This window comes from Clostridium guangxiense, assembly GCF_021043395.1.
Taxonomy (GTDB): Bacteria; Bacillota; Clostridia; order Clostridiales; family Clostridiaceae; genus Clostridium_S; species Clostridium_S guangxiense.
Genome location: NZ_JAJNKE010000058.1, coordinates 1 through 17,920, shown reverse-complemented (window position 1 = coordinate 17,920; position 17,920 = coordinate 1). Strand labels below are relative to the sequence as shown.

Genomic DNA, 17,920 nt, shown 5'->3' with positions numbered 1-17,920 from the left:
ATACCATCAATAAAGCACCAGCAAAAGCTGGTGCTAATAATTAAAACTTTTTGGGACATTTTCAAAAATGCTTGACATATTTTCATAGAAATGTATTAATTAATTTTTTTACATGAAAGCAATAAATTTTTTTATGTAATGATATGGAGGAAAATATATATTTATGTACAATATTAATTAAAATGGTAGCTTTAAATTAATTATACAAAAATAAAAGGGGGATAAAATTAATTATGAAAAAAAATCTAAAGAATGGAATAATGACGGTAAGTACATTTTTTATAATGTTTTTATTAGTTGTGAATATTCCATTTACAAGCGTTAAGGCAACAACTACTAATAATAACTGGATAACATTGGATGAAGTGAGCAATGTATCAATAAATAAGGAATTTGTAGTGACTTTTTCAGGTGAAGTTCAAAATGATAAAATAGATGGCATTGTTATAGAAAAGGATAATACATATATTCCGGTTGAAATTAAAAAACTTGATACGAACAAAATAAAAATAACACCAGTAAATAATTATGATTTTAATTCAAGATATTGCATTAAGATTTTTTTAAGCAATGGGAAAAAATATTGTAAGTATTTTAATACTGTAAGTTCTACTGTATCCAATCAAACAGAAAATTTATTAAATAAAACTAATACCTGCGCTTCTCTTAAAGAGGGTGACAAGTATCCTATAGAATTATCTGAAGATGGAAAGATTAATATCACATTTAATCACAATAAATTGGTTGGAGAAACTGATACAGTATGGGATATAAGGGTTACTGATGAAGATGAAACTACTACTGTAAAAGAAATATATGTAAATGGTATTGAAGATAAAACTGTCGTTCCACTAGGTTTAAAAAAAGGCAAATATAATGTTATAGTAGAACCATATTTAAGAGAAAATTATTCATATTATGTAGGCAATCCAGATTATTATTCAACTTATGTTTTAAAAGTTCCGTACAGCATTTCTGTAGACTTTACTGGATCTGAATATTTTGAGCAGGAACCAGATGATGATATGGTGAGTGCTCAAGTTATAAATTTAAATCAACAGTACACAGGATATTCAAGCTCGCTTACAGATGATGATTATTATGAAGTCCAAGTTAATGAAGATGGGTATGTTAATGTAAATTTTTCACACGACAAATTTGTAGGAGAAACAGATGGTGATTGGAAAATAACTGTTATGGATGAAAGTAAAAATGAGTTTATGACTTTAATCTCAACAGGAATGGATGCAAATATAAATAGATATCTTGGGCTTTCAAAAGACAATTATTATATAAAAGTGGAGCCATACTTGAGAGAAGATTATTCATACTATGTAGGAAATCCCCAATATTACTCAAAAAATGTTGTGGATTCACCGTATAGTTTAACTGTAAATTATATTAAATCAGATAATTATGAAAAGGAATTTAATGATAGTTTGGATAAAGCAACCAATATAAATTTAAATGAAATGTATATGGGAAATTCTAATATGTTGACAGACAATGATTATTATAGTTTTTCTGTTAAAAATGAAGGGGATTTTAATATAGAATTTTCGCATGATAAATTTAATGGTGATTTAGATGGTATATGGAAGGTAACTGTTTTAGATGAATACAATAAAGAGATAAAATCTTTCACATCAAATGGTCTTCAACAGGATTTAAAAGAACAATTGAATTTGCCTATAGGTAATTACTATGTAAAAGTAGAACCATATTTAAGATCATATTCATATAATGCAGGCGATCCTAAGTACTATTCTGAAAATGTATATAATCAATATAAAATAGGAGTTTATCAGTAATAAAGCAGGGCACCTTTGCATAAGCAAAAGTGCTCTACTTTATTACTATGTATTGAAGATTTTAGAAATTAAAATTTTTAATATTATCTGAACTTAAACTGCTTATTGGACTGTTTCCTTGTATAAGCCATTTCTTTGAATTTTCATCGTAATACATTTTATATTCCCAATTATAGTTAGCTGCTTTTAAAGCATTATTTGTATCTGATTTATTGTAGTAAGCCTCATTCATATATTCAGAATCATCAATGCTGGCATAATATTTATTATCTTCTTTATATATTTTGATGCTGTTTAAATCAAAATTTGTTTTAGTTAATTTGCCGCTGTAAAGCTGATTAGAAGATTTCATATTATTTATATTTGATGTAAGTTTACTATTTTCCTCAGGAGAACAGTTAGCAAGTTTGCTAGGGTCAAGACTATTCATAGCTGCCATCCAGCCTTTATTGTAATCATTTATAGTATTCATAAGGGTAGTTTTTAGAGAATCATTAGTTAAATTTATTTTTAAATTAACAGGGTTAGTATTAAAAATTTTTTCTTTATCACTTTTGGCAGTTCCCCAAGGAAAAGTGACTTCTGCATATAGGGAAATTGATCCGTCTGTTGATACTGGGCCAAAGTCATCTATGTCATTTACCTTTAAGCCTGTATTTTTTCCATTTGCGTAAAGATAAGCATCGTCGTTGTCACAGGATACATTTATAAATTTTTCATCAACATTTAAATCAGCATTTATCATGTTACTGTCAAATAAATCTAAATCTAAATTCTTACTTAGAGTGGTGTATTTTTCTTTACATATGCCTTTGAGCTCATAACTGCCAGGCATAAGTGGTCCTATTTGTTTAGAGAAGCTTTTATTATTAATTTTATAAAGCTTTTTGCCATTCATAAAAATTTCTTCGTTTAAGCAATTTGAATTTATATTTATGAAATATGGATTTACTTCAAAAACGTAATTATTAAACAGTAAAAATTTTTTACCTTCCTTTTTTACTGTTATTATACTATTAGAATTAGTTGTGTCATTATTTAATGAATTTGTTATGGATTTTAAATATGAAGGATGTTTTTTTATGAGTTTAATAAAATTATTAATATTTGACGCATCAATAACTAGTCTAGGGTCTGATGATTTCATTATTTTTGTAAGTTTATAAGTATTGTTATTAGCTAAGGCTTCGGTAAATTCTGAGATTTGTTTATCTTTACTTGTATAGGCTTGACCTATTTTTATTAATATTAGTGAACATAATAATAAAACACATATTAGTGCGATTAGAATTTTATGTGTACGAGAGAATTTTTTGTTTTTTAAATATGTATAAGTTTTATTAAATATTGAAGGTGAATAAAATTCATTTTTGTAAGAGGAATAATCTTCTTTCCCTTCAGAATTAGTAGGTTCTGTTGTTATCTTAGTTCCACAGTTTGAACAAAATTTTTTACCTTCATCTATTTTTGCTCCACAATTTTTACAATATTTCATGTTATTAAGTTCCTTTCCTAATGTTTATAATTTTATATTCTACATAAATTTTGTTTATCCTCTACAAAATCAAATAAATGTAGTAATATGTAAAAATATTCACTTTCAAATATTGATAAAATATTACTGTTTTAGTATAATCAAGCTATTAATTGCTTAGGGGGAATATAAAATGCCAAATTGTTCAAATTGTGGAGCAGAATATAATGAAGGTGACACTTTCTGTGGAGAATGTGGATCGCCAATTGGCGAAAATGTGCATAAAAGCAGCGTAGATTATAAAACTTTTGTGGCACTTAGTGAAGGAGAGGTTAAAGTTAAGACATATCATTGTACAACTTTAAAAAGGCCTCAGGGTGAGGGATATGTAACGATTACTAATAAGAGAGTTATATTTCATGCTTTTGGAAAATCAGGTGGCGGCAGCAGCAAATTAGTTAGCGAAGTACCTATAGAAACCATAAGCGGAGTTCGTACATACTTTGGAACAGGAATAAATATAATGGAGCTTGTTTTAGGAATATTATCTAGTTTAATTAGTTTATTTTTTATGTTTAATAAGAACTTGGGAGTATTTTCGGAATTTGGTTCGAAAATTTCAATAGTACCTTTAGCTGTATTTTTAACTTTAGCAATAGTATTTCTTCTTAGATTTAGAAAGGTAAGCTATGAACTTTCAGTGTATTCAACAGGCGCAAATGGCTCACCAATAAATTTTGGAGATGGAACTTTTGGAAATAAACTTACAGGTCAAGGAGCAGTTGCATCCATATCAGCACTTCCATCAGAAGACACTATAAAGCTTATGAAGGAAATTGGAGCTATTATACTTGATTTTAAGGCTATGGGTGATCATGCAATTGAAAAATGGACTCCAGATGTTAAAATAAAAAAGAATTTGGATAAAAAGGTAGAAAATAAAGAGAGCACTTCTTATGAAAAAAGTGATGAGGAGTTTTTTAAATGATATTTAGTGAAGTTGTAGAGGGACAAGAGCTAAAGCATATGGAGCCTGGAACTATAATAAGAAAAGGCAAGGCGGCAAGAGGAATTCGTGGACAAAACAATACAGGTATAGTTCTTGATGATGAGCTATTAAGTAAGCATATTCTAGCATTGGGTTCTATAGGAAGTGGAAAGTCAAATCTCATGTACCATATAGTAAAGTCTATAATAGGCAGCGTTAACGAAAACGATATTATTGTGTTTTTTGATGCAAAAGGCGATTATTTGTCTGAATTTTATCGGGAAGGTGATTTTGTTATAGGCAATAAAAATAGGCTGGGAGGTAAATACAAGGTAGCACTTTGGAATATTTATAAGGATATTATTATGTCACCAGAGGAGGAACAATTAGATACCATAAGAGAAATTACATCATCTCTGTTTAAAAAATATATAGATTCCTCACAAAATCCAACATTTATAATGGGAGCAAGAGATATACTTACAGCAGTAATTACCTGCCATTTGAGAGAAATGAAAGACAAAAATGTGACATGGAATAATAAAAAATTAAAGAATTTATTGAATAAATCCGTGGCAAAAGACTTGCGTGAAAATATATCTAAATATGATGATTTACTTTGGGCAACTTCGTATATAATGAGTGATAAGAGCCCAACTACACAAAGTTATTTATCACCTCTTTTTATGGTTGCACAGGAGGTATTTACTGGCTCTTTTGCGGATGAAGGAGATTTTTCTATAAGAGAAGCTATTCAAAAGAAGGGAGGCAAATCTATTTTCTTAGAGTACGATATAGCAAATGGAAATGTGCTTCAAGCAATATATACAGTATTAATTGATTTAGCTATGAAAGAAGCTCTTGGACAAAATAAAGCTAAAGGAAATGTATTTTTTATTTTGGATGAATTCCCTCTGATACCAAAATTAAATTATATGGACAATGCACTTAATTTTGGAAGATCTTTAGGAGTAAAGGTTATAGCAGGAATTCAAAATGTAGGGCAGGTTGAAAATACATACTCAAAAGCAATGGCTCAAAGCTTACTAAGCGGTTTTGGAACGTTTTTCTGTTTTAAACTGTTTGATGAAAATAGTAGAAAAATAATTTCTGAAAGGCATGGCAAAAATAGAAGAAAAGTAGGTGTGATGTCATCAAATTCTTTCAAAGGAGTAAATGATTCTTTAATGATTATGAATACAATAGAGGATTGGGATATTGTAAAATTAAATGTAGGGGAATGTATTGTGTCGCTATTAAATGAGGAACCCTTCTTTTTTCAACCGTTACTTTATAAATGAAAGGAGTTAGATTTATGAGAATAGATAAGAAAACGGGAGATATAATATTTGACGACAATATAGTTTTAAAGGCAGGAATGACAATAGATGAGATGAAAAATTCTAGGGTAAAGGAACTTTTAAGAGAAAGAAGTTTAGAAGAAATAGATAGTACAAAGCATTTGATATTTAAGCCAATAGATACTGAATATGGGAAAATATATATTGATGTTGGAATTTCTATAATTTCTAATAATATTAATAAAATTACAATTAGTTTTGAAGAAGCTTTAAAGATTTATGATACAGGAATTAATAATGATGAATTTAAAAAAATAATAAATAAGCATGAAAAGTTTCTTAAGGAAAGTTTGCAATTGAAAGGTTTACCTAATAATTTAGATTTTAAATGGGGTTATATAGAAATTAGGGCAAATATTAACATTCCACTTATAGAAATTGATTTATATTACATGAAATTAAAATATGGTATTGACCAAGTTAACTAGTAGATGGCTGTTGACAATATATACACCTATGACCCCATTAAATATAATAATCTAAATCAAGCACAAAGTGGATATCCTGGCATTGATAAAGTTGAAAATTATATATTAAAAGAAGGTACAATATTAGTTGCATTAGAAGGTCCTAAAGCTGGAGCTGGCGGAAATTACTTTATGACATTAGATGAATTTAAAAATAGCAATTTAGATTCAATAAACTTATGTCAGGGATTACAGGTTGCGCCTTATTATGATAAACGGAATAAAGATAGCCAGCCTCAGTATAAGACAAATGCAAGATTTTATATCATTAATGAAGAGATATTATCTGCTGAAGGTGCTATAAGTGCAAATACTAATTATGGTAAAGGCGGATTGCAGCAGATAGTAGTACCTAATGGCAGTGAAATGATAAAAGAAGCATACAGAAATGATGAGCATAGTTTAAATGATAATATAATACCAATAGATTTAAATAAGTTTGAAAATGATGAAAGAATTTCAGGGAAGACAAAGGAAGAATTAAATAGCGTTAAGAATAAATTCTTTGATAATTTAAGTGATGATGGAAGTATACAGCTTAATAATAAGGTTATATCTGAACAAACATATGACTTAATTCAGATGAGAACTGAAATTCACGAATTAACTGCTAAAAACAATTGCTTGTTAAAAGAATACACTGATGAACTACAAAAGGAAGATAAAGATATAAATTATATTAGTAAAATAAGCAATCAGATTAGTAATAATGAAAGCAAGTTAAATTATAAAAAATACGATTTTGAAAAGAATTGCGAATATTTAAATGAAAAATCATCTTTATTAGATGGTTTTACTGATGAGCAAAAAGAGCATATGTTAAACGCAGACACCTGCTGTCCAAAAGAAACACTAGAAAAATCGGAATATCTAAAAGCAAAAGCTTCAGAACTTGAAAAAAATTTGAGTTATGATGAAAAAAAGCTATTAAATATTGAAGATGATGTGTCTAGTGATAAATTAAATGATTTTAAAGAGAACACTAAATTAGAGGAAAGCATAAAAGAAGATTATGAAAATTATACAAGTCTTGATCCAGAAGGTATAGTAAATAGGAAACTTATATATACGCCTATTGAAAAAGATAAGAATGAAGATACTGATGGTAGAAGGACAGCTTTAGGTGAAAAGGACCAGCTGTATGAGGAAAATTCAAGTGATCAAGCTAAAAATATGGATGCAGAAAGCAGCAAAGTTTATGAGAATGTAAAAGATAATGAAAATACTACAGAAAATAAAAAAGAAAACAATAAAAATAAACTTGAGAGTAAAGAAGAGCTTTTAGAAGAAGTGGATTATAAGAATATCAATGAAGACAAAAATCTAGAAGTACATGCTCAGGAAAATATAATTGAAGAACAAATTATTAATGAAAAGCATGATGAAAATTTAGAGATTAATAAGGAATTAGAGAATAATGAGGTATCAGGTAAAATAAAAGGAAATAAAGAGAAAAATGAAACAATGGATCAGGATGAAAATTCAAATAAAAACGATAGGACAAGCTCAGAACTAAGCAGCGATAATAAAGTAGATATTGAAAATGATGAAATTAAAGTAATAGATGAAGCAGAGGCTAGTGAAGTTTCTGAAGAACATAGTGGCCTAAAAGATGTAAATGAAAATTTAGAACAAAATGAAAATTATGAGGATGGAAATTTTGAGACAAGTGAAATATCAGATGACAATAATGATGTGTCAATAGTAGAAAGTACGCAAACAGAAAACGATCAGCAAGCTCAAACTGATATAGAAGCTGGTGCTGAAAATATAATCTCTAGAGGGGCAGAAAAAGTAGATATAGAATATAACGAAGAAACAAATAATAGTGAATTAAATGCTAACGATTGTAATAATGATATGTTAAATTTAGATGCTAATTTAGAAAAAATGGACAATGAAAACTGTGATGAAAATGAAGAGTTAAAAGATTGTGATGAAGAAACAATTGAAAGTTCAGTTAATTTTAACAGTACACCATCCAACCAGGAATCAGATGAAGATTTAGATGAAGACGAAGATGAATTTTATGATTATTGATTTATGTAGCTAAAATATTAATAATAAAAATACTTAGAAAAGAGTTGAATTTATGCAAATAGATAAGAAAACAGGAGATATAATATTTGATGACAATATAGTTTTAAAGGCAGAAATGACAGTAGATGGGATGAAAAATTCTAATGTTAAGAAGCTTTTAAGCGAAAGAAGTTTAAAGGAAATAGATAATAAAAGATATTTAGTATTTAAGCCAATAGATACTGAATATGGAAAAATGTATATTGATGTTGGTATTTCTATGATTTCTAATAGTATTAATAAAATTACAATTAGTTTTGAAGAAGATTTAAAGATTTATGATACAGGAATTAATAATGATGAATTTAAAAAATTAATAAAGCAACATGAAAAGTTTCTTAAAGAAAATTTGCAATTGAAAGACTTACCTAATAATTTGGATTTTAAATGGGGTTATATAGAAATCGAGGCCAATATTAATATTCCACTTATAGAAATTGATTTATATTATATGAAATTAAAATATGGTATTGACGAAGTTAACTAAAAGATGACTGTTAACAATGTATACACCTATGACCCTATTAAATATAATAATCTAAATCAAGCACAAACAAGGTATGCCGGCATTGATGAAGTCATTAAGAAAAGGTACAATATTAGTTGCATTAGAAAGTCGTAAAGTTGGAGTGGGCGGAAATTACTTTATGACATTAGATGATTTTAAAAATAATAATTCTATGGGGGGCTATATTATGATTAAATGGAACTCAAATCAATATTTGAAGTTTAAAAATGAAAGAACACAGCCATCAATTGATTTAGTAAATAGGATAAGTCTAATTGATCCTAAAAAAATTCTTGATATGGGCTGTGGTCCGGGAAACAGTACACAAGTTTTAAAAGAAAGATTTTCTAATGCATATATTCTTGGGGTCGATAATTCAAAGGAAATGATTGAAACTGCAAAAAAGGAATTGCCTGATTTGGATTTTGATATATGTGATGCCAGCAAAGATTTATCTAAATTAAGTGGTGAATTTGATATTGTCTTTTCAAATGCCTGCATTCAATGGGTGCCAGATCATCCAAAACTTATAAAGGAGATGTTTGCGCTTTTAAAAAAAGGCGGTGAATTAGCAATACAAATACCCATGAATTATGATGAGCCAATACATAAAATTATTAGGGAAGTTTCAGAAAATGCAAAGTGGAAACCGCATTTTGATAATCCGAGAATTTTTTATACATTGAGTCAAAGTGAGTATTTTGACTTGTTGTCTGAAGTAACCCATGATTTTTGTGTATGGGAAACTGTATATTGCCACAGGTTAAAATCACATGAAGCGATTATGGAATGGTATAGGGGAACAGGTCTTAGACCATATTTAAGTGTGTTAAGTGAAGAAAAGAAAAAAGAATTTGAAAAAGATATTTTTGATAGATTAGTACAGGAATATAAGGCTCAGAAAAATAGAGAAATCATCTTTAGATTCCCAAGATTCTTTTTTATTGCTAGAAAGTAAAGTTGTGAAGGAACAATGCTTCGTCGCGTAAAAAAAATTCTATAAATCTAAGATTCAAAAATTGTAAAACACTAAGATATTTCAATAACTCGCCTTTGGCTCAAACAAATTGAAATATCTAAGTGTTTTATAATTTTTGAAGCAAGATTTATTAGGATTTTTTTTAATCGTTCCTTCAGTATTGTTCCTTCACATCAAGGGGAGTGCAAGGAAAAAATTCCTCCGTTCCTACGGAATTTTAGGTGAGAATCTTTGTAGAAATGATAAGCTATAACAGTGCACAGTTCACAATTCACAGTGAAGGTGGATTTACATTTTGTTTCACTCAGGTAAATCTTAGAACTTAATAGTATCATCTGAGCTGAACATTATACTTTGCACCATGCGTCAGCATTAAATTTAAGATTTTTTGAAGCGATAGCGGAGAAAAATCACCCTTCACTGTCATCTGTCAATTGTACTCTGTACTTTAAGTTGAATACTGGATTTTTAAGATAAACTTAGAACTTGAAATTTTAAAATTCCAAGGGGGATTATAGATGGCTATAGTAAGTCCAGCTTTGAGTCTTTTTCCGTAATCATTCTTACTGGTTTACAAGGGTTACCATATGCAATATAGTTGTCTGGTATATCTTTTGTAACGACACTTCCAGCGCCAATAACGGCATTGTCCCCAATATGCACGCCGCCGCAAACTACAACATTACAGGCAATCCAAACATTATTTCCAATGTGTATTTCATCTGCGTATTCGGATACAGATACATGTCCATCTTTATATTTCATTGTAGTTCTTTCTTCTGCAATAAGAGGGTGTGAGCTTGCCATAAGAGAAACATTTGGTCCAAGCATTACATTATCACCTATGTAAATTCTACCATCATCTAAAATTGTTGTATTAAAATTAGCAAAGAAGTTTTCACCGATAAAGGTATGGCAGCCGTAATTAAACTGTACGGGACCTTGAAAATAGTATTTTTCTCCGATTTTTCCGATGAATTTTCTTATGATTGGCAATCGATTTTCATCATATTCATCAAGTGAATTGAATTTTTGACAGAGTACGTGGGCTTTATGCTTAATATCACGAAGTTCTTTTGTGCGAGCATCAAATAATCTTCCAGCAAATATTTTTTCTTCTTCCGTCATAAGATTTACCTCCTAAAAATATGTTATGCTTAAAGTATAAGCTAGCCTTAATATAAAAAACAATTATAAAAATTTGTATGTGGACTGGTACAGAAACATGGCAGTTGACAGTTGACAAGGGACAGAGGATAGTTAAGTGGTTATAGTTATGGAGTTTAACAATTACTAGTTAACTATAGACATTTAACTGACAATTATCTTCTATCCACTGTTTACTAAAAGGGGTGAGAGTTTGAATAAGTATGAGAGAATTATGAAGTATATAAAAAGAAAAATAGTGATTTGTGATATTAAGGCTGGTGAAAAGCTGCCATCTATAAGGAACGTTTCGGAAAAATTTAAGTGCAGCAAGGCAACGGTTGTTAAGGCATATGAAGTTATGGAAAATCAAAATATAATTTATTCTGTACCAAAAAGTGGTTATTATGTTATTGAAAATAACTCTAAAAGCAGCACACTAGAAAATAATGAAAAAATAGATTTTGAGGCGGCAGCGCAAGATAAGTCAGCTTTACCATATAAAGAATTTCAGCATTGTGCAGATATAGCAATGCATTTATATAAAAATAGTCTTTTTAACGCATCCTATGCACAGGGCCATCCAAATTTAATTGAAGTTGTAAGGAAACAGCTTGAAAATTATCAGGTGTTTGCAAATAAAGAAAGTGTATTTATAACATCGGGGTCGCAGCAAGCTATAAATATTTTGACTATAATGGACTTTGGAAATAATAAAAAAAATGTACTTGTTGAAGAACCTACTTACTATGGGGTGTTGAAATCTTTAGAGCTTAATCATATAAAAACTATAGGTATAAAAAGAGGCGCTAATGGAATAGACTTTGATGAGTTTGAGAAAATCCTAAAATCACAAAGTATAAAGTTTTTTTACACTATACCTAGATTTCATAATCCTACAGGTTTTTCCTATGATATCGAGGACAAAAAAATAATATTAAAGCTTTGTAAAAAATATGATGTATACATAGTTGAAGATGACTATTTGGTTGATTTAGAGATTGATAAAAAAGCTGATCCAATATATGCGCTAGATATGGATTCAAGGGTTATATATTTAAAAACATATTCTAAAGTGCTTTTTCCGGGTCTTAGGGTTTCAACTGCCGTTATTCCAAGTAAATTATCTAAGATTTTTAAGGAATATAAAAAATGGAATGATTTAAATACATCAATATTATCTCAAGGAACTTTAGAAGTTTATATCAAAAGTGGAATGTTTGATGAAAATATTAAAAAGCTTAGAAGAATATACGGTGAAAGAATGAATTATCTTAAAGAATTGACACAAAATTTATGTAGTGCAAATATAAAATGGTACATACCTAAGTCTGGTTTTTTTGCAAGTTTTGAGATGAAAAAAACAGTGGATGTAAATAGAATTATTGAAAAGTTAAAGAGCAAAAATATAATAATTATAGATACAGCTAAATTTTATTTGAATAATAATGATGATAGATTTATAAGAATAAGTGTAAGCAGAACCAATTTACACAAAATAAAAAAAGGTATTTATGAAATAGTTAAAGTTGTAGAAGAGGGCTAATATCCTCTTCTATTTTGATATATTGTCCAAAATGGACATGAAAAATGGGATACCCGATTAAGTGGCAGGCATTTGTATACATCTATTGTTACGGGCTGCCAATTGCCACTACTGTCCTTAATAAATTGACCAACCTGAACATCTGTACCATTGGTTAGCTGAAAAAATTCAATTTTGTATTCTTTATTATCAGTACCTGTAAAATAAACATTTTTAACGTATCCCTTTTGCTCAATTGGATGCATTTTTTTTATAAGATTACACCAATCACCATAAGTTACACCTACATAGCTTTCAGCATCGTGTGACCAACCATGATATGCAGCACATAAAAAATCTTCTCCACGTATATCTATATCAGAAATTTTATATTTTCCATTTTCGTTTTTTAAATACATAAATCCATAGTAATACGCAAAACTTGTGTTGCCGTTTGTAGATGGTTCTATTGTTTCTATTTCAAAAAAGTATTTGTAGGTGTCTTTAGGGGTACTTGGATCAGTTACATTATTTAGCTTTACTAAATTTATATGACCGATATCATTGAAGGCTTTTAGATATTCAGAATATGGTAAAGTGTTTTGATATTCTTTTGTGAAAAAATTATAGGAAATTGGATATGGGGTTTTACCATCGCCAATACTTCCGCAGCCACCTTTTGATATGCTTTCTGCTTCACGAAGTATGCTGAAGTAATTTAAAATTGAATTTTCAGGAGAAGTAAATAGATAGTCAGGCAAAATTATCTTTGTGTAATCTGGATTTGAATATTTATCATAAAAAGAGTAGTCAAAGTTTCTAATGTTTAATGCAGGAAGTTTAGAAGGTCTAAAATATCTTTCATTTATTTTTGCAGTATCATAATTTGAAGTATCCAATTTAAATACACTCCATTAATAATGTTAGACTTATAATATTATATTCATTTTATAATATAGGGTGATAAAGAATACAAGGTGGATTTTTCTCTGTTTCCCTACGAAAAATGCACTGTAACATGATTAAACAAATAATTTAATAGTCATGTCCATAATATAGTACAAAAATTTAATTGGTTGCAAAGATTCACGCCTAAAATTCCGTAGGTACAGAGGAATTTTTTCCTTGTACCACTGTGGAAGTGAAGTAACAATGCTGAAGGAATGATTTAAAAAAGTCCTAATAAATCTTGGTTGAAAAATCATAAAATACTTAGATATTTCAACCTTAGATTTATAGGACTTTTTTAACGCGACTAAGCATTGTTACTTCGTAATTTTAAAGACTTTATCAAGTCTAGTGAGCTTAAATATTTTTAAAACTTGAGGATTTGTTATTGAGCTTAGTATAAATGTTCCATTAAGTTCGGTGCATTTTTTATAAACATTAACTAAAACACCTAATCCAGTACTATCAATAAAAGTGCACTTGCTAAAATCTAATGTGAAATTTTTCTCACCAGCTTCAACTAATTCATTAAGTTTTTTTCTATATTCAGAAGCTTCTTCAACAGAAAAATTTTCTGGTATAGTAATGTTTTTCATTAATAATCACCTTCTAAACACTGTATTTTTCAATTAAATTATTCATATCAATTGCAGTTTCACTTGTATGTTCTGCGCTAGAAGCAACATTTTGTATTACAGATGCTTGTTCTTCTGCAGCAGCAGCAACCTGCTCACTGCTAGCAGTATTCTTTTCTGTAATGCTTGCAACTGAATCTATTAATTTTACTATTTGTTCTGAACTTGCAACTTCATCTTTAGTTACATCTACTATTTCATTAACATCGCTTACAATTTGCTGTACTGAAGCAATTATATTGACAAAGGATTTATCGGTATTTGTGGCTACAGATACACCGTTTTCTACTGCCTTTTTATTAGAAATCATGGATTCAACAGCTTTTTTAGTTAAGGTAGTCATTTCAATTATTAATTTAGATATTTCATTAGCACCATTACTTGTTTGTTCTGATAAATTTCTAACCTCATCTGCGACTACGGAAAAGCCTTTACCATGTTCACCGGCTCTTGCAGCTTCTATTGCGGCATTTAAAGCAAGTAAATTAGTTTGTTCTGATATATCATTTATTGTTGTTGTTATTCCACTTACTTTATTTGAAAGCTTATCTAAAGTATGCATAAGATTTTCAGCTTCTGCAGAAGTTTTGCTTATATTTTCGATAGCATCCAATGTTTTTTCAATTTGAGTTCTTCCATTATATGCAGCATCCATAGTGGTATCTGAATTGCTTTTAGCAGTTGAGGCTTTATTCTGAGCTATTTGAACTAAGCTAGAAAGCTGAATAAGAACTTCAGAAGTTTGTACAATTAAATTGTTTTGTTGCTCACAACTTTGCGCCACTTCTTCAATATGTGAAGCTATTTCCTCAGTGCTGGAACTAATTTCTTCACTAGATGCAGACATTTCCTCAGATGATGCAGTTAAATTTTCAGAGAAATTTCTTATATTTTTTATTATATTATCTTGATCATTAAGCATATTATTAAAGTAATTACCTAATATTTGTAATTCGTCACCAGTTTTAATATCAGTTCTTACAGTAAAATCTCCATTTCCTGCTTTTGTCATAGATGCTTCTAATTGTTTTATTGGACGAATAATGTTGTATTTAACAAAACAATAGCAGAAAACTATGTATATTAATCCTATTAAAGCCAGTACAATTAGCAAAGGCGTTTTTATAGAATTAAGTTTGATAAATATTGCTGAGGTTGATGAAGAAATATAGACATAAGCTCCCATAATTATGGTTGGTGCAAAAAACGCTATAAAAATTAGTGAAATTAATTTTGATTCTAAACTTTTTTTCATATAAGGACCTCCTTAGGTGTAGTATTTAAAATGTTTTTTTTAATAAATAATGAATTATCTTTAAATTCTACTTTGTCAGATAAGGATCTTATGAGAAAAAGCCCTCTACCATGTTCTTTTAGTAGGTCTTCATTATTTATAGATTCAGGTATATTAATATTTTGTGTATTTTTTGTATAATGTGTTATTTTAAAGTTTAAATATTTACCGTCAAAATTATAAAATAAATTTATAGGTTTAGTTTTATCACTTTTATTTCCATGCTCAAAGGCATTTAGTAAAGCTTCGGTCAAAATTAATTTTATATCGAAGTAATAGTCATAGGCATTTAATTTTTGTATTATGGTTTCAATTATTTTATTATAACCATCGATGCCATATAGAGTTTGAGTATTTTTTATTAAATTCAACATATTATCACCCTAAGTTTATTTTATTTCTATGGCAAGCATTGAAGAATCATCAATTAGCTTACCTTTTTCAATTAGCAGGTCATTTAAGTAATCATCTAGATATTTTTTGAATTCATACATAGTTGAATGCTTTATATAATTTTGTACAATTTTGTCTTCATCAAATACAAAGTCTAATCCATCAGTAAAAAAGTAGAAGGTATCTCCACTATCAAATTTAATTAATTGTTTATCAAAAATGCTATTTTGAAACATGCCAAGAAAAGAACCTTTTACAGTTCGCTCCTCTACTATTCCATTTTTTCTTTTTACAATAAATTCATTTATTCCAGCGCCAATTATAACTGCCTCTTTTTTAGCGAAATCAAAGCTAAAGCAGCAAGCAGCGATAAACCCTTTGTCGTATTTGTTATATTTTGCATTTAAGTTATTTAAAATTGTTATAGGATTATGTTTTTTTAAAATTTCTTGAAGAAATAAAATATCAAAGGCTGAAACGTTAAGTGCGGCAGTAACGCCATTGCCACTGACATCTATCAATATACCAACAACAAGGTTTTCACTTATTTTAAACATTTTGAAATAATCGCCACTGACAGTATGCGCCGGATAATAGAGATATTCGAAGTTTGCTTTTTCCATTATAGGAAAATTTTTTTGAAGGTTGCTACTTTGAATCTTTGTCGCCATATCCAAACTTTTTTCAAATTCAGTTGTATCTCTAATTACTGAAATAATTGCATCGCTTCCTTTATAGGATATATAACTTAATGAAAATTGCAAGCTGATTTTTTTGTTTTTGTGGTTTATGTAGTTGTAATGTCGAATAATTTTTGTATCTTTATTCTTTAAAATACTTCTTATGATTTTGGTTACATTTTTTCTATCTTTTTGAGGAATATAATATAGTATGCTTTTTTTAGAATCCTCAGATAAACCAAGCAAATTTTTAACTTCATTGTTTGCCAAAACAATTTTGTAATCCTGCAAAATAATTATGCCATCAGGATAGAAATTGACTATTTGATGATACATTTTCTCATCTCTCTTAATAAGGTTTGAAAGTGTCTTTTTTTCAGTTACATCTGTTAATCTTTCTACAATAAAAATTATTTTTTTAGATTTGTCAAAAATTGGTGTGAGGCATACATCCATGTATTTATTGGCTTTAGGATAATATCTTTCACCTGACACAGTATTTTTTGTTTTTAATACTTTATTAAAAGCACAGTTAGCACAGTGGCTTCTATAATCAAGAATTTCATAACATTTTTTATTATAGACCTCTTCTAGGTTCTTATCGTAAAAATGGCAGGCCGCTTCATTGAAAAATATTATACTTTTATCTCTTTTATATACTTTTATTACATCAGGAATAGCATTGAGTACTTTAAACAAAATATCAGGGTTGTTTAATAAATTAGTTGTAATATAAGTTGCATCACTTGAACTGAATAAATTTGAAGTTAATATTTGTTCCAAAAAAGTCACTCCCATATATAAGTTAGATGATGTGTGTTTGTGATTATTATAGTACAATGCGAATAAAAACACAATAAATAGATTTATTGCCAATATTCAAGTGAACTGAGGATATAAAGTAAATGTGTACCTATTTACAAAACTTTAATTATGTAGTAATATATATTTATAGATAATTTATATTAAATAATAACAAATATTACGAAAAGAGGTGAAATGTTTACTTACAAATTTACCTATATTTGCAAGTAAACTAAATAATATGAAAGTAAAATTTCAAGGAAAAGAAGTAACATTAATTGGAAGTGAGCTTAAAGCAGGAGATAAGTTCCCTGATTTTACCGCTGCAAGTAATTCTCTTGAACCTGTTTCTTTAAATGATACAAAGGGTGTTAGAGTATTTCTTACAGTACCATCAATTGACACTCCAGTATGTGATCTTGAAGTAAAAACATTTAACAAAAGAGCAGCTGAAATAGAAGGAGTTACAGTTTATACAGTATCAATGGACTTACCATTTGCTCAAAGTCGATGGTGTGGAGCTGAAGGGATTAAAAGTGTTATTACACTTTCCGATTATAAAGATAGAGATTTTGGAAACAGTACTGGTACTTACGTAAAAGAGATTGGGCTTCTTGCAAGAACAGCATTTGTAGTAGATAGCAATAATACAATTACTTATGCTAAGTACCTTGATGAAATAACAGATTATCCAAATTACGATGAAATACTAGAAGCGGCCCAAAATGCAAAATAAAATATTATTATTTTAAAGAGGCTGTCGCACTAAAAATTAATTCAATAATAATTTATAAATATTGCAAACTAATTTGAGTGAAGGGTTTTAAC

Annotated in this window: 16 protein-coding genes; 9 read left to right on the top strand and 7 right to left on the bottom strand. The window is 28.8% G+C overall.

Translation table 11 applies throughout. The annotated features are described in order from the left end of the window. Positions 1 to 233: 233 nt before the first annotated feature. The gene (locus LQK79_RS19445; RefSeq protein ID WP_053243010.1) at positions 234 to 1,811 is read left to right on the top strand and encodes an Ig-like domain-containing protein; all 1,578 of its coding nucleotides are present in this window, start codon (positions 234 to 236) and stop codon (positions 1,809 to 1,811) included. 61 nt (positions 1,812 to 1,872) lie between these two features. Here LQK79_RS19445 and LQK79_RS19440 read toward each other — a convergent pair whose 3' ends face one another. Beyond that, complete coding sequence (locus LQK79_RS19440; RefSeq protein ID WP_231017576.1) at positions 1,873 to 3,306, bottom strand: zinc ribbon domain-containing protein; 1,434 nt, start codon at positions 3,304 to 3,306, stop codon at positions 1,873 to 1,875. Between the two features lie 172 nt (positions 3,307 to 3,478). On the opposite strand from LQK79_RS19440, the gene LQK79_RS19435 reads away from it, so the two are divergent. The 6 genes from LQK79_RS19435 to LQK79_RS19410 all read left to right on the top strand — a co-directional run bounded on the left by LQK79_RS19435 (position 3,479) and on the right by LQK79_RS19410 (position 9,646). Continuing rightward, entirely contained in the window at positions 3,479 to 4,273 is a 795-nt protein-coding gene (locus LQK79_RS19435; protein ID WP_053243013.1) for a zinc ribbon domain-containing protein, read from the top strand. Then, positions 4,270 to 5,574 (top strand): type IV secretory system conjugative DNA transfer family protein, encoded by a 1,305-nt coding sequence (locus tag LQK79_RS19430; RefSeq protein ID WP_231017575.1) that lies wholly within the window; start codon positions 4,270 to 4,272, stop codon positions 5,572 to 5,574. The genes LQK79_RS19435 and LQK79_RS19430 overlap by 4 nt, the downstream gene beginning before the upstream one ends. A gap of 14 nt (positions 5,575 to 5,588) precedes the next feature. Next, positions 5,589 to 6,062, top strand: a complete 474-nt coding sequence (locus LQK79_RS19425) for a hypothetical protein (RefSeq protein WP_053243015.1) — start codon at positions 5,589 to 5,591, stop codon at positions 6,060 to 6,062. 3 nt (positions 6,063 to 6,065) lie between these two features. Further along, the gene (locus tag LQK79_RS19420) at positions 6,066 to 8,141 is read left to right on the top strand and encodes a hypothetical protein (RefSeq protein ID WP_231017574.1); all 2,076 of its coding nucleotides are present in this window, start codon (positions 6,066 to 6,068) and stop codon (positions 8,139 to 8,141) included. Positions 8,142 to 8,193: 52 nt separating this feature from the next. Beyond that, complete coding sequence (locus LQK79_RS19415; RefSeq protein WP_231017573.1) at positions 8,194 to 8,667, top strand: hypothetical protein; 474 nt, start codon at positions 8,194 to 8,196, stop codon at positions 8,665 to 8,667. Positions 8,668 to 8,752: 85 nt separating this feature from the next. Then, a complete protein-coding gene (locus LQK79_RS19410) occupies positions 8,753 to 9,646 on the top strand; it encodes a methyltransferase domain-containing protein (RefSeq protein ID WP_231017572.1) in 894 nt (297 codons plus the stop codon). A gap of 543 nt (positions 9,647 to 10,189) precedes the next feature. Here LQK79_RS19410 and LQK79_RS19405 read toward each other — a convergent pair. Next, positions 10,190 to 10,795 (bottom strand): sugar O-acetyltransferase, encoded by a 606-nt coding sequence (locus tag LQK79_RS19405; RefSeq protein WP_231017571.1) that lies wholly within the window; start codon positions 10,793 to 10,795, stop codon positions 10,190 to 10,192. A 232-nt stretch (positions 10,796 to 11,027) separates the two neighbouring features. Here LQK79_RS19405 and LQK79_RS19400 point away from each other — a divergent pair, with 232 nt between their 5' ends. Next, positions 11,028 to 12,359 (top strand): aminotransferase-like domain-containing protein, encoded by a 1,332-nt coding sequence (locus LQK79_RS19400; RefSeq protein WP_231017570.1) that lies wholly within the window; start codon positions 11,028 to 11,030, stop codon positions 12,357 to 12,359. On the opposite strand, the gene LQK79_RS19395 is transcribed toward LQK79_RS19400, so the two are convergent. The 5 genes from LQK79_RS19395 to LQK79_RS19375 all read right to left on the bottom strand — a co-directional run bounded on the left by LQK79_RS19395 (position 12,356) and on the right by LQK79_RS19375 (position 17,071). Then, a complete protein-coding gene (locus tag LQK79_RS19395) occupies positions 12,356 to 13,237 on the bottom strand; it encodes a hypothetical protein (protein WP_231017569.1) in 882 nt (293 codons plus the stop codon). The two genes, LQK79_RS19400 and LQK79_RS19395, sit on opposite strands and share 4 nt — an antisense overlap. 366 nt (positions 13,238 to 13,603) lie before the next feature. Further along, positions 13,604 to 13,882, bottom strand: coding sequence for an STAS domain-containing protein (locus LQK79_RS19390; protein ID WP_053242983.1), 279 nt, complete (start codon positions 13,880 to 13,882; stop codon positions 13,604 to 13,606). Between the two features lie 13 nt (positions 13,883 to 13,895). After that, positions 13,896 to 15,176, bottom strand: coding sequence for a methyl-accepting chemotaxis protein (locus tag LQK79_RS19385; RefSeq protein ID WP_053242982.1), 1,281 nt, complete (start codon positions 15,174 to 15,176; stop codon positions 13,896 to 13,898). Beyond that, a complete protein-coding gene (locus LQK79_RS19380; protein WP_231017568.1) occupies positions 15,173 to 15,589 on the bottom strand; it encodes an ATP-binding protein in 417 nt (138 codons plus the stop codon). The genes LQK79_RS19385 and LQK79_RS19380 overlap by 4 nt, the downstream gene beginning before the upstream one ends. 15 nt (positions 15,590 to 15,604) lie before the next feature. After that, positions 15,605 to 17,071, bottom strand: a complete 1,467-nt coding sequence (locus tag LQK79_RS19375; protein WP_231017567.1) for a SpoIIE family protein phosphatase — start codon at positions 17,069 to 17,071, stop codon at positions 15,605 to 15,607. Between the two features lie 262 nt (positions 17,072 to 17,333). On the opposite strand from LQK79_RS19375, the gene tpx reads away from it, so the two are divergent. Continuing rightward, positions 17,334 to 17,828, top strand: coding sequence for a thiol peroxidase (gene tpx / locus LQK79_RS19370; RefSeq protein WP_053242978.1), 495 nt, complete (start codon positions 17,334 to 17,336; stop codon positions 17,826 to 17,828). The last annotated feature ends 92 nt before the right edge of the window (positions 17,829 to 17,920 follow it).